Here is a 12265-nt window from a genome sequence, read left to right on the forward strand (position 1 = left end):
TCTTCCTCTTGAAAGGAGCGGTGACGATGCGGACCACGACGATGAAGCCGGGAATGATGAATCCGAAGCAGCACAACAGCCCTGCCGGTTTTCGCAACGTGCGCGTCAGTCGCTTGCCGGCACCCTCCTCGCAGCCGCGGTATCGCCAGTTCCGCGTGCCATACCCGAGCCTCTTCTGATGCTCCGCCTCCAGACGTGAGGCGGCGCGACGAGGCCGGGCTCCCGAAAGGGTTCCCGGCCTCTCGCATTTCCAGCCTCATCCATCTGGGGACGTAGAGCGTTACGGAGACGCGCCGGCCTGTAGAGCCGGAGCCCGACAGGGCCCTTCTGGGTTCGACTCCCAGCGTCCCCACTCGCAGTGCGCAGCAGCTCTCTGACAACTGAATCGCAGTGGTGAAGCGCCGCCTGCCCTCATGAGAGGCGGCACACGCCTCCGTAGCTCATCGGTAGAGCACCCGCCTCTTAAGCGGGTGGCGAGGGTTCGAATCCCTCCGGAGGTACTCACGCGGGTGTCGTCCAGTGGCAGGACGCCGGTCTCCCATACCGGAAACACGGGTTCGAATCCCGTCACCCGCTCCACTTCATTCCGGGATCGTCCAATCGGCAGGACGGCGGGCTCTGACCCCGCCAATGCAGGTTCGAACCCTGCTCCCGGAGCTCTTCGATGCAATACTTCAATGCAACACATTCCACAGTAGCTCAAGGGAAGAGCGGGCGCCTGTTAAGCGTCAGGTTGGGGGTTCGAATCCCTCCTGTGGAGCTTCCTCGGGATGTAGCTCAGCCTGGACGAGAGCGCGTGCTTGGGGTGCACGAGGCCGTCGGTTCGAATCCGGCCATCCCGACTCTGTCTGTCGCAGTCGCAGTGAAGCCGTTGCCGTTGCCGTGCCTGGGTGTGGCTCAATTTGGTAGAGCGCGCGGTTCGGGTCCGCGAGGTTGCAGGTTCAAATCCTGTCACCCAGATGTGTTTCATGGCTCCGTAGCTCAGTTGGATCAGAGCGCTCGGCTACGAACCGGGAGGCCGCAGGTTCAAGTCCTGCCGGAGCCGCTACTTCCTTCGCCCCCGTAGCTCAGTTGGAGCAGAGCGCTCGGTTCCGAACCGAGAGGCCGCAGGTTCGAGTCCTGCCAGGGGCACCCGTCTCGATGCGGAGTGGGACCGGACGTCCCACCGGGCCTCATAAGCCTGGGCCGCAGGGTTCGACTCCCTGCTCCGCAACTGTTTCATGCCGTCCTGGCGTAGGTGGTCCGCGCGCCCGTCTGAAGAACGGGAGGACCAGGTTCGATTCCTGGGGCCGGCACTCGCAGCACCGTTTTGCCCCTGTAGCTCAGATGGCAGCAGCACCGGTTTCGTAAACCGGGGGTCGTCGGTTCGATCCCGACCGGGGGCACTCCTCACCTTACCTTTCAGAACCACTGGGGAAAAGTGAGCGACGCGCTGCGTCGAGCGCAACCTGGGGAGAAGCAACTACGTCGAGCCTCCGCCCGATAACCCCAGGCGGCCGTCCCCCCACCCGGCCCCAGGAGCCGGTCATGCAACACGCCCGTGTCGCCGGTAGGGGCCACTTGTGCCCCTCGATCTGTCTCGCCGTAGGTGTGGCCCTTCTATCTTCTGGATGTGCACACGTTGGGGAGTGCAATCCGACCGATAGCACGGTCTCCTGCTGCCTGAAGGAAAACCCCGGCCAGTATGAACGGTGCACGGCTGTGGCTCCACCGAATCCGCAGTCACAACCGAACCGGGTGTTACCAGAGTCAGCAGCCACACCGCAGCCCGAATTAGAAGCTGTGCCGATCCCCGAGCTTCCAACACAAGAGGAGAGGGAACGGTGGGATCGGGACATCTGCCGACCACATTATGTAAAGTGCATGGAAACAGGCGGAAGACACAATGGACGGGTCTGGGGTGAGTCCCAGTGTAAGGCATGCTTCGCCGCCTGCATGCGGCATGGGTTCTGGCCGTTGCGTGCTAACGAAAAGCCGTGTCCAGGAGCGTGATCATGGTGACTTCACGCAAGGAGCGCGCCCCGACGTTCGGTGAGGAGCTCGATCTTCTCTACCTGGAGTTGATCAAGGCGAATGCGCCATACGAGGACTGCAAGCGCGAGTTCCTGAAGCTGGAGAAACGCTGGGTTCAAAAAGCGAAGACCACCCACCAGCGCCTCGCGGTGCAGCGCATCATCACAAGCACCATTCTCACCGAGGCCTACGGCGAGAGGATGCCGTGGAAGGAGTTCGGCCGGTGGATTCGCCGTTTCCAGCAACTCGGCTTCCGGGATCTAGGGATGCGAGTTCACGTCGCCTGCCTCTACGTGCAGTCACTTCACCGATTCCCTCGTCAAGCCCGCCAGGCATGGGACATGTTGGAGGACGCGGAGCAGAGAGCGCTCCGGCTTCGTCGCGATCGTCCCCTGCGGCAGGAACATCTGGAGTCGATCGCGCACGCGAAGAAGGTGGCCAGGGTTCCGCGCCCCCCTCCCCAATGACGTGAGCAGTCGGCCTCACCTTCCTCACCTTTCATCTTTCTTCCGCACGCCGAGCCAGCTGGAGACGGCACTGGTCCCACACACCAGGTCTGCTGGGTTCGATCCCCAGGGCGTGTACTGCAACAGGCTCCCCAACCCGTCCGCGTGGCCCAATCGGGAGAGGCGGCTGGCTCAAACCCAGCTCAGGTGCGAGTTCGACTCTCGCCGCGGACATAGAACCCCAAGAAGGAAACCCGAGTCATGGAGACGCTGGTCCTCAACCAGTCGTATGAACCCGTGGCACGGATCTCCTGGCAGCGCGCGATGATGCTGCTGTGGCAGGGGAAGGTCGAGGTGGTCGAGGAGTACGATGACCGCCTCGTCCGCTCCGTCACCCTCGAGATCCGGATGCCCTCTGTCATCCGCTTCCTGCGCGGCGAGCGGCGCAAGGGGCGCGGCATCAAGTTCAGCCGCGACAACGTGTACATGCGCGATGGCTGCAAGTGCCAGTACTGCGGCCGGAAGGTGTCGCGCCCCGAGGCCACGTACGACCACGTCGTGCCCCGGGCCCAGGGCGGCCGCACCACCTGGGAGAACATCGTGATCGCGTGTGTCCCCTGCAACCAGAAGAAGGGGGGCCGCACGCCGCTGCAGGCGGGGCTCGAGCTGCTCTCCACGCCGGAGAAGCCGCGCAAGCTCCCCGGCTCGGTGCAGCTCACGTTCTCCTACGAGAAGGGCATGCCCGTCTCGTGGCGCAAGTTCCTCCGTGACGTCGCGTACTGGCACACGGAGCTCGAGGAGTGAGCGGCGGGCACAGGGGCGCCTCCTGAGGGGGCACCCCGGCCCCGCTCCGTGACAGGAGCGGGTGCATGAAAGGGGAGGCCGGAGGCGTCCCCGGCCCGTACGCCCCGCGCGCCCCTTTCCTTCCGTATTCCGTCTCTCCTGGAAGTGTGAACTGGCGATGGCGCCAGGCCCCGTTGCTAGCGGGTGCGGACCGGCTCCCGGTCTGGGGTTCGAGTCCTCCGCCTTCCGTTCTGTAAAGAGCCCGTAAACCTGGAAAAGTTGGGAACCTGTCATTCGGGCCCTCCGCTGACGCGCGGCGTAGTGAATCCACACGGGCGGTGGGCGCATGGATGCGCGCTCACACCATCCCCACGAGGAGGATCCACATGGAGTGGCTCGAGTTCGATCGTTTGTCTCCGGAAGTGGCGCAGCTCCTGGCGCTCCAGGCGGCCCGCCTGAGCGCCACGGTGCAGCCCCCCGTTTCCCCGAAGCACGAGAACGCCAGCGCCCGGGCCCAGCGGCTCGAGGCCCTGCTGCGGCAGACGCCCGCCTACAACCCCTGGGGGCACCCGGTCGCCGAGTGCTGATTCCGGCCTGGGCGGCCATGGACGGAGCAACGGGGTCCACCACTGCGGTTCAGCACGTTAGAGTGCCACCGCGCCCTCCGAGGCGATCCCGACCATGGCCACCAGGAAGAGCGAGGACAACGAGAGGCTCATCGACCGAGACCTGACCGCGCTGGCGCGGGAAGGGAAGCTCCCGGCCGCGCACGGCGTGGACGGCGCGGTGATGGAGGTGCTGGGCCTCCTGTCACGAGGGGGCAAGCACCCGCTGCTCTCCGGGGAACCGGGCGTGGGCAAGTCCGCCCTGGTGCAGGAGGTGGCGCGCCGCATCATCGAGGGCCGCGTGGACGCGGAGCTCGCCAACGCGCGGATGGTGGAGGTGTCCGTCGCCAACATCCTGGCGCGCAGCACCCAGCGGCAGGCGGCGGAGACGTTCGAGGAGCTGCTCGCCTGGCTCAGCCGCCACCCCTGCCCCATCGTCTACATCCGCGACCTGCCCGCGGTCATCGGCGGGCCGCTGGCCCCCGTGGCCTTCCGGGCCCTGCGCACCGGGGGCATCCGCTTCATCTTCGAGACCGAGCCCAAGCGCGTGCAGGAGTTGCTGCGCGCGGACGAGGCCTTCTCCGAACGGCTCCACCTGGTGCCTCTCAACGAGCCGCCCGCCGAGCGGGCCCGGTGGATACTGGGCCGCGTGGCCGAGGAGCTGGAGCGCGAGCTGCACCTGCCCATCGATCCCGCGGCGTGCGACCTGACGCTGCGGCTGGCCTCCAAGTTCCTGCTGGCCCAGAGACTGCCGCGCAAGGCGATTGAACTGCTCAAGGAGACGGCCGCGGAGGCCGCCGGAGGCGCCAAGGACCGCGTGGGTCCCGAGGACGTCCTCACCCGCTTCTGCGCCACCACCCGGCTGCCGCGCTTCGTCGTGGACGACGCGATGGCGTTGGATCTGGAGGAGACGGAGCGCTTCTTCGGCGAGCGGCTGCTCGGGCAGACGGACGCGGTGCAGGCCGTGCTGCGCTCGGTGGCGCTGCTCAAGGCGGGATTGAACGACCCGCGCCGGCCGCTGGGCGTGTTCCTCTTCGCCGGCCCCACGGGCGTGGGCAAGACGCAGCTCGCCAAGCTGCTGGCCGAGTACCTCTTCGGCTCACAGGACAGGCTCGTCCGCCTCAACATGGCGGACTTCCCCAATGACGGCGACGAGAGCGTGCCTTTCGGGGCCTCGTGGGCGCCCGCCATCGAGACGAAGCGCGGCGAGCTGACGGCGCTGTTGGAGGGGAAGGTGTTCACCGTGCTGCTGCTCGACGAGTTCGAGAAGGCCGCGCGCAGTGTGCACGACCGCTTCCTGCAGCTCTTCGACGAGGGCACCTTCGTGAACGGGGCGGGGGAAACCATCTCCTGCAACAACACCGTCATCGTGGCCACGTCCAACGTGGGCGCCGAGGTGTACCGCGAGCCGGCCATCGGCTTCATGGGCTCGCGCCGTGCCGAGGAGCTGCATCACCGAGGTGGACCGGCGCATCGCCGAGGCCTTCCGCCCCGAGTTCCTCAACCGCTTCGACGCCATCTGCCACTTCCAGCCGCTGACAAAGGTGGAGATCCGCAAGATTGCCCAGCGCGAGGTGGGCCGGGTGCTGGAGCGCGAGGGCATCCGTGCGCGCGCGCTGGACGTGGAAGTGACGCCGGCGGTGGTGGACCTGCTGGTGGAGCGGGGCTACTCGCCGCAGTTCGGCGCGCGCTACCTGCAGCGTGAGATCGAGAAGACGCTCACCGCGGCGCTGGCGGTGGAGATCGCCCGCCGGCCGCTGCCTCCGGGAGCGCCGGTGCGGGTGGAGACCCGGCCGGGCGGCAAGGTGGTGGCGGTGGCCGAGCTCGCACCGCGCCCACGTGAGGAGACGGCCCAGCTCGCGCTGCCCACGGAGAAGTCCGTGTCGGCGGTGAAGCGGCGGCTGGACAAGAAGTCGCTGCTCAACGAGATGGACCGGCTGGTGGGACGGGCGCGGGCGCTGGCGGTGTCGGCGAACCGGCCGCGGCTGGAGGAGCGGCGCGCGGAGCTGCTGGCGGCGACGCAGGCGCCCAACCTGTGGGACGAGCCGCAGCGCGCGGCATCGACGCTGAGGGCCTTCCGGACGGTGGAGGCGCAGCTCAACGAGCTGGACCGGATGGAGGAGCGGACCACCTTCGCGCGGCGGCTGGTGCGCGAGGCGAAGGGCGAGGCGCAGCTCTCGTCGGCGGCGAAGCAGGTGGAGGAGGTCGCACGCGAGGTGCAGATGGCCAAGGTGCTGGGCGCCGCGGGGGCCTCGGACCACGGCGACGAGGCGCTGGTGGACATCTGCGCGAGCGAGACGGGCGAGGGGCAGGACGCCTGGGTGCAGGAGCTGGCGACCATGTACCTGGGCTGGGCGGAGCGGCGCGGCTACGAGGGCATGGCGGTGGCGGAGGCGGAGGAGCCCTTCCGGGTGGTGGTGCGAATCGCCGGACCGGGGGCCTACGGCTACCTGGCGGGCGAGGCGGGCCTGCACCGGCGCATCGACGAGGAGAAGCGCCAGCGGGCCTACGTGCGGGTGCACCGGGGCGGGCCGGTGGAGGAAGAGGAGAGCCTGGACGTGGACGGCCGCGAGGTGAGGCGGCACGAGGGCACCTACCTCGAGCGGGTGAAGACGGAAGTGACGGTGAAGGACGAGACCACGGGCCGGATGATGACGCTGGCGGGCGCGGGCGAGCTGGACGAGACGAAGGACATCGCCTCGCGGGTGGTGAAGGGCCAGGGCGGCAGCAACACCGCGGACGAGGCCCGGCGCTACCACCTGGGCCGTGGCGCCCGCGTGGAGGACCCGCGCACCGGCGCCGGCACTCCGCGCGTGAAGGACGTGCTGCGCGGCGAGCTGGACGTCTTCATCGCCGCGTGGATCTCCCGCCCGCCCCCCGGGTCCGCTACCTCCGTCACGAGCTGAGCAGCCCCGGCCGCCCTCCGTCCAGGGCTCGACGTGGGCCGTGCTCGCGAGGGGAGCGCGGGTTGACGCCCCGCGCTGGGGAGGCAGAACCTCCCCGGCATGCGCGCCATGGCTGCATTGCTGGGTCTATCGGTCCTGGCCGGGTGCTCCGGCCGGGTGGAGCAGCGGAGCGAAGCGGCTCCCACGGTGCCACCTGCCCCCAGCGCCGGGCCTTCTCCCGAAGGAGCCTCCCAGAGCGAGCGCTTCCTGGGGGTGGTGCTCGCCAACGAGGCGGTGGAGATCAGCACCCCGTTCGAGGGTCTGCTGGCCCGCGTGGGCGTCCAGCCCGGGGATCGCGTCAAGGCGGGAACGGTGCTGGCGAGCATGTCGCTGGAGCCGTTGCGCAACGAGGAGCGGATCGCCCAGGCCCAGCTCGAGCAGGCCGAGGCCGCGCAGCACCGGGCCGCGCTGGAGGCGAGCGAGGCCGCGGAACGGCTCCAGCGCTACGTGAAGCCGCCCTCGGGTGCGCTCTCGACCGATGAGCTCTCCGAGGCGCGCTACCGGGAGAAGACGGCGCTCACCGAGCTGGCCTCCGCCCGGGCGCGCATCCGGGAGCGGCGAGCGGCGCTCGCGCAGATCCGCCAGCGGCTCGCGGAGGCGGAGTTCCGCGCGCCCTTCGACTGTGTGGTGGCCATGCGCTACCTGGATGCCGGCACCCGGGTGCAGGCCGGAAGGCCCATCCTCCGGCTCATCCAGGCGGGCGGATTCCGGGTGCGCTTCGCGCTTCCGGAAGAGCTCAGCGGCAGGGCCACCGTCGGCCTCCCCGTCCGCGTCTTCCTCCCCGCCCTGGGCAAGGAGCTTCCCGGGCAAGCTCGAGAGCATCTCCCCCGAGGTGGACTCGCCATCTCGAATGGTGTTCGCCCTGGCCACCCTGCTCTCCCCCGGAGACACCGTCCGGGCGGGCATGGTGGCGCGCGTGTCACTGGGAGGCGACGGGCTCAGCCCTCCCGCTCCGTCTTCCGCTGGCGGGCAACCTGGGAAGAATAGTGGCGAGTGAGTAGCTCGTAGAGGACCAGCTCCTGCGCGCGCGCCGCCGAGCGTGCCATGCGGTTGGCATGCATGTGCAGGAAACTCCCGGCCAGCCCGGGGAGGGAGACGCTCAGCTTCCCCGCCGCCTCCAGCGCCTTCAACCCGGCGGCGATGGGCGCCAGTCTGTCGGAGCGCCGCTGGAGCACCGCCAGCCCCTCGGCCAGGACCGGGGACCTCGCCCTCCTGGCCCCCAGCAGCTCCTCCAGGCTCCGGCGCTCCTGGCGGAAACGCTCGTTCATCTGCCGCTCGAGGGTGCGATCGACCTGGAACTCCCGGCCGAAGCCCTCGCGCAACGCGGTGACCACCTGGAGCCTCGCCTCCAACCCGAGCCCCAGGTCCAGGAGCAGTTGGTCCATCCCGCACAGCAGCAGGCGCCAGCGTGCATCCGCGCCCTCGTCTCCCGGAAGCAGCTCGAGCAGTTCCAGCACCGCCTCGCTGTCCACCTGGAACAACCGCTCGGCGAGGAGGATGGCCGCTGGTCCCCCGTAACGCTCCACCTCGCGCTCATAGGTGTCGAGCTGCACCTTCCACAGCAACTGCTCCTCATGAAGCGAAGCGAGCATTTCGGACAGCCCACCGGCCAGCGCCCTCAGCCACTCGGGGGAGCCGTGGAAGCGCAACCGCAGGTGCCAGTCCGGATCGCCATAGCGGATGAAGAACCATCTGTCCGCCGCTCCCGAGCCCAGCGCGGTCTTCACCAGCGGGGCCACCGCCCTGGAAAGGAGGCGATCCGCCGTGGCGGACCCGGTGTAGAGCTTGAGGTACAGCCACTCCGACCCGGGCAGGAAGCTGCGCACCGGGGTGGACGGCCGGGGCTCCTCCAGGGAGAGGCGGGGAGCCACGGAAAGCCGCTCCGGCTCCGCGGGACGGGTGCGGAGGAAGGGCACCACCAGCTCCTGCACGAAGCGGCCCTCGGGGCCCTCCGCACACAGCGCGTCCGGCCCCGGGAACATCTCCACCAGGGTCGCCCCGGGCCGATCCTTGATGAGGTGGATCAACGTCTCCACGCCGAGCACGTTGTCCAGGTCGACGGGGAGCAGGTTGTCCCCGTCCTCCAGCGCGACGAAGCGCGGCATGCGCCGCTCGGCCCGGAGCGCCTGGAGCATGGCGAAACCTCGCGCCCCACCCGCCTCGCCGAGCTCCTCCAGCGTCTCGCGCCAGAGGTTCCACATGGCCGGACTGAGCACCAGCCGACCCTGGGTGACCCTCGGCAGGAAGCTGAGGTGGGCCAGCGGTCCCCAGCTCCACATCAGGCCTCCACAGCGTTGCTGGTACTGCAGCGAGCAGAGGAACCGGTAGAGACCGAGGTTCTGGAACTGGAAGTTGTGCGCGTTGGTCATCCGGGGAATGACCTCGCGCCCCAACCGCGCCGAGCGCAGGACGATCCGGGAACCCTGGACGGAGACCCTCAGGTCAGAGGGCTCGAGCTGCCGCTCGGGCGGAGCCCCGGACCGCCCCAGGAAGGGAATCTCGTACTCGCGCAGCACCGGGCGGGCGAGGATGTTGCCAACCCGGCCCTGGGGCAGGTGGACGATCTCCGCGAACACCGCGTCACGCTGGAGCGACTCCTCGGCACGCAGCAGCCCCTCCACCTCGCGGTGGAGCAGGGAGTCTCCATGACAGAAGCGGCCCAGGAGGTTGGCACCGGAAGCGGCCGCCGCGGAGAGCTTGAGCTGGAAGCGGCCCTGGGCAATCGCCGCCTCGGACTCCGCCGCCACCGACGCCATCACCGCGAAGGAGTCCGGAAGGGGCTGGCGCTCCTTGTTCTCCAGGCACTCGACGAGCGCATCATCCAGCTCGAGCACCTGGCTCCCCGTGCGCACGGTCTCCTCCAGCTTGCGCAGGAGGAGGCTCTCTCGCTCCCCGAAGCCCTCGCCCGTGCCGCCGTCGGCCGCCCCGCCCAGCGCCATCCCGGCCAGGAGCGGCGCCGCCTCGGCACTGGAGGCGTTGGAGGCGTCGAATCCGATGCCGGCCTCCGCGTCCAGCGCCTCCAGCAGGGGAACCTCGCGCGCCTCGTACCGTTGGGTGAAGGCCTCGCGGAAGTGCTCCAGGGCATCCCGCCTTGGCCTGGGGGTGAGCCGGTGCAGCAGCCGCACGCCGCGCTCCAGCTCCCGGACCACCTCCCGTCCCAGCACGGCCTCGGGGGCGGGCTTGACCATGTCCACCTGGAACAGCCGTGGCAACTCGACGGGAGCGGGGAGCCCCGAGAGCATCCGGGACACCTCCAGGTAGTGCTCGCTCGATGCACCGAGCCCACCCGCATCCAACTGCTCGAGCGCGGCCCGCACCGGGAGCAGCGCGTCGACGAAGAGCGCCCCGCCGGGAAGCCGCTGGAGCTGGGAGATCAGCTCGGGGAGTGCCTCCGGTCCCGTGACCGGGGGCTCGAACTCGGGCACCAGGAGCTGGCTGTCGATGAGCTCCGTGACGTACTCCGCCGCTTCCTCGAGGCCGATCTCCGGATCCGCCTCGGCCAACGCGCGCGCCAGCGCCTCGGGCGAGGCCCCCTCCCGGGCCCGGGCCAACGTGGCCTCGAGGTACTCGGACGGCTCGACGGCCACCAGGTGGTACGAGCGGACCTTCTCCCGCAACCGGCCCTCGGCGTAGCGCAGCCGGCCGCTCGCGCGGTACAGGCTCGTGTTGGGCCGGTAGGAGATGTGCTGGCGCAGCTCCGGCGTGCGCGCGAGGGCCTCCGTGAGGAGGCAGGCGTAGTCCATGTCCAGACGAGTGTGGCGCTGGTAGCTGGAGCGGGGGCCGAGCCGCAGCCGCGTCCGCTCGCCGAGCGTCCCCACGGAGCAACCCGCGAACAGGCCGAAGGGCGTGGGCCGCCCCACCATGCGCAGCACGTAGCGCACGAGGCTGCGCTCGATCTTCTGTCCGCGCTCGCTCTCCGGCTCCCGCTGCCAGAGGCCCAGACACGCGTGGAGGCTCGGCGAGGCCACGAAGAGGGCCTCATGCACCTCCGGTTGCCGGAGCAGTTCGCCCAGGCGCGCCCGCAGGGCCGTGCGATCCTCGCGCAGCGCCGGCTCGAAGCTTCCGGCGAGTCCGACGGACACCGTGGAGCCCGCAACCCCTCGCTCCACCTGCTCAGCTCCTGGAAGGGCAACAAGGGCGTGCGGAGCGCGAAGAACCCCGCTGGGGAGAACTGCTCCTCGGAAAGACTGTGGGCCATGGGCGGGCGGGGTCAGGCGGGAATGGAGGCCATGAACATGCCGTCCCACGAGGGTGGGAAGGGGTGACACGCCGCCAGCAGGGCCAGCGCGATTCCCGCGGCACCGGTGAGCAGCGTTCCATCCGGCACCCAGCCGACCTCCTCCAGGCCGGGCACCGCGGACCAGGAGAAGTACCCGGCCACGCCCTCTCCCGGACGCCGCAGCTCCAGCGTCCGGGAGAACCACGACGTGGCCACCTCCTTGAACAGCGGCTCCCGGGTGACCTGGTAGAGCCGGTTGTAGAGGTGGCCGAGGCCCGCGGCCCCGTGGCAAACCCCGGCGTCCTTCACGCCGCAGTCCTCCGCCGGGCGCCGGGCGGCCTCGCGCGCGAGCTCCAGCGCCGCGCGTTCGAGCTCGCGGTCCGGCAGGGCCCGGGCGGCGACGAGCAGACAGAGGACGACGCCGGGGTCGCCATAGCACCAGGCGGAGCGGGAGAAACGGGGGGGAACGCCCGGCGCGATGCACGGGAGGAAGCGGGCTCCCGGGCTGTCAGGTGAGGCATTCGCCAGCAGCCAGCGCGCCCCACCCGCGGCGAGCTCACGCGCCTTCGCTCCCGCCACTCCCGCCCGGGCGCACAGGGCCAGCAGGGCCACCACCGCGGGGACTCCATGCGCCGCGCCGAGGTTGAAGTACCCATCCGGGTACACCGCCCGCTGATGCTCCGGCAGAAGCTGGGGCGGGGTCCACCAGGAGAGCCCCGGTCCGGCGGGGATGGCACGCTCCTCCAGGCGGGCCACGATCTCCTCGAGACACCGCCCGGCCGCCGGACGCGGCAGCCGCTCGAGCGCGTAGACGCCCAGGCCCACCAGCCCGGCGATCAAGTCATAGTCGGCGTTCCACGGCCGCCGGGAGACCAGGCCCAGCAACGCCTCGTCGATCTCCTCGAGCCCGTCGATGGAGGGCACTCCCAGGGCTCCGAGCCGTTCCATGGACCAGGCGATGCCCGAGAAGCCCGCGTAGAACCAGGGTGGGAGCGGCTGCTGCTCGATGGCCTCCGCGGCCTCCTGGAGGAGCCGCTCCGCCCGGGCCCGGTGGCCCTTCCGGGGCTGCCCCCGCTCCAGCTCGGCGAACAGGAAGGCCAGCCCCGCGAGGCCTCCCGCGAGCGCGGCTCCCTCCACCCCCTGGCCTTCCCGGAGCGCGTCGGCGATCTCCTCCACGGTCCGCAATGCCTGCTCACGCAGGGCACCTTCGAGGAGTGCTGTCCATTCCGCCATGGAGACCTCCTCCACCTCCCG

The 12265-nt window shown here is 69.8% G+C and carries 6 protein-coding genes, 13 tRNA genes and 1 pseudogene; 18 read left to right on the forward strand and 2 right to left on the reverse strand.

The window, feature by feature from the left end; genetic code table 11:
• The first annotated feature begins 266 nt into the window (after positions 1-266).
• The 18 genes and pseudogenes from ACN28I_RS18380 to ACN28I_RS18465 all read left to right on the forward strand — a co-directional run bounded on the left by ACN28I_RS18380 (position 267) and on the right by ACN28I_RS18465 (position 7779).
• Positions 267-352: transfer RNA gene (locus ACN28I_RS18380), tRNA-Tyr, on the forward strand.
• Positions 353-429: 77 nt separating this feature from the next.
• Positions 430-500 (forward strand) — tRNA-Lys (locus ACN28I_RS18385).
• Between the two features lie 5 nt (positions 501-505).
• Positions 506-579, forward strand: a tRNA-Gly gene (locus tag ACN28I_RS18390).
• Between the two features lie 6 nt (positions 580-585).
• Positions 586-657 (forward strand) — tRNA-Gln (locus ACN28I_RS18395).
• Between the two features lie 31 nt (positions 658-688).
• Positions 689-760 (forward strand) — tRNA-Asn (locus tag ACN28I_RS18400).
• Positions 761-766: 6 nt separating this feature from the next.
• Positions 767-842, forward strand: a tRNA-Pro gene (locus ACN28I_RS18405).
• Between the two features lie 44 nt (positions 843-886).
• Positions 887-960: transfer RNA gene (locus ACN28I_RS18410), tRNA-Pro, on the forward strand.
• A 10-nt stretch (positions 961-970) separates the two neighbouring features.
• A tRNA-Arg gene (locus ACN28I_RS18415) sits at positions 971-1045 on the forward strand.
• 11 nt (positions 1046-1056) lie between these two features.
• Positions 1057-1131 (forward strand) — tRNA-Arg (locus ACN28I_RS18420).
• 10 nt (positions 1132-1141) lie between these two features.
• Positions 1142-1213: transfer RNA gene (locus tag ACN28I_RS18425), tRNA-Met, on the forward strand.
• Positions 1214-1222: 9 nt separating this feature from the next.
• Positions 1223-1295: transfer RNA gene (locus tag ACN28I_RS18430), tRNA-Phe, on the forward strand.
• Positions 1296-1311: 16 nt separating this feature from the next.
• Positions 1312-1385, forward strand: a tRNA-Thr gene (locus ACN28I_RS18435).
• 609 nt (positions 1386-1994) lie between these two features.
• Positions 1995-2480, forward strand: a complete 486-nt coding sequence (locus ACN28I_RS18440; RefSeq protein WP_420943293.1) for a hypothetical protein — start codon at positions 1995-1997, stop codon at positions 2478-2480.
• A 138-nt stretch (positions 2481-2618) separates the two neighbouring features.
• Positions 2619-2693 (forward strand) — tRNA-Leu (locus tag ACN28I_RS18445).
• Positions 2694-2720: 27 nt separating this feature from the next.
• Positions 2721-3263, forward strand: a complete 543-nt coding sequence (locus ACN28I_RS18450; RefSeq protein ID WP_420943294.1) for an HNH endonuclease — start codon at positions 2721-2723, stop codon at positions 3261-3263.
• 365 nt (positions 3264-3628) lie between these two features.
• Positions 3629-3829: a hypothetical protein gene (locus tag ACN28I_RS18455; RefSeq protein WP_420943295.1), complete on the forward strand. Its 201-nt coding sequence runs from the start codon at positions 3629-3631 to the stop codon at positions 3827-3829.
• A 94-nt stretch (positions 3830-3923) separates the two neighbouring features.
• A pseudogene (locus ACN28I_RS18460) lies at positions 3924-6753 on the forward strand (AAA family ATPase).
• 108 nt (positions 6754-6861) lie between these two features.
• Complete coding sequence (locus ACN28I_RS18465) at positions 6862-7779, forward strand: efflux RND transporter periplasmic adaptor subunit (RefSeq protein ID WP_420943296.1); 918 nt, start codon at positions 6862-6864, stop codon at positions 7777-7779.
• Here ACN28I_RS18465 and ACN28I_RS18470 read toward each other — a convergent pair.
• Together ACN28I_RS18470 and ACN28I_RS18475 are read right to left on the reverse strand one after the other, a co-directional pair.
• Entirely contained in the window at positions 7731-10901 is a 3171-nt protein-coding gene (locus ACN28I_RS18470; protein ID WP_420943297.1) for a lantibiotic dehydratase, read from the reverse strand. The genes ACN28I_RS18465 and ACN28I_RS18470 overlap by 49 nt on opposite strands.
• Before the next feature lie 101 nt (positions 10902-11002).
• Complete coding sequence (locus tag ACN28I_RS18475) at positions 11003-12244, reverse strand: lanthionine synthetase C family protein (protein ID WP_420943298.1); 1242 nt, start codon at positions 12242-12244, stop codon at positions 11003-11005.
• Between the last annotated feature and the right edge of the window lie 21 nt (positions 12245-12265).

The organism is Archangium gephyra (genome assembly GCF_049060025.1).
Taxonomy (GTDB): domain Bacteria; phylum Myxococcota; class Myxococcia; order Myxococcales; family Myxococcaceae; genus Archangium; species Archangium gephyra_A.

Excerpts from the sequence above, each read along its gene's own strand:
- ACN28I_RS18475 (WP_420943298.1), bottom strand. The coding sequence starts at position 12,244 with ATGGCGGAATGGACAGCACTCCTCGAAGGTGCCCTGCGTGAGCAGGCA.
- ACN28I_RS18455 (WP_420943295.1), top strand. The coding sequence starts at position 3,629 with ATGGAGTGGCTCGAGTTCGATCGTTTGTCTCCGGAAGTGGCGCAGCTC.
- ACN28I_RS18450 (WP_420943294.1), top strand. The coding sequence starts at position 2,721 with ATGGAGACGCTGGTCCTCAACCAGTCGTATGAACCCGTGGCACGGATC.
- ACN28I_RS18440 (WP_420943293.1), top strand. The coding sequence starts at position 1,995 with ATGGTGACTTCACGCAAGGAGCGCGCCCCGACGTTCGGTGAGGAGCTC.
- ACN28I_RS18465 (WP_420943296.1), top strand. The coding sequence starts at position 6,862 with ATGGCTGCATTGCTGGGTCTATCGGTCCTGGCCGGGTGCTCCGGCCGG.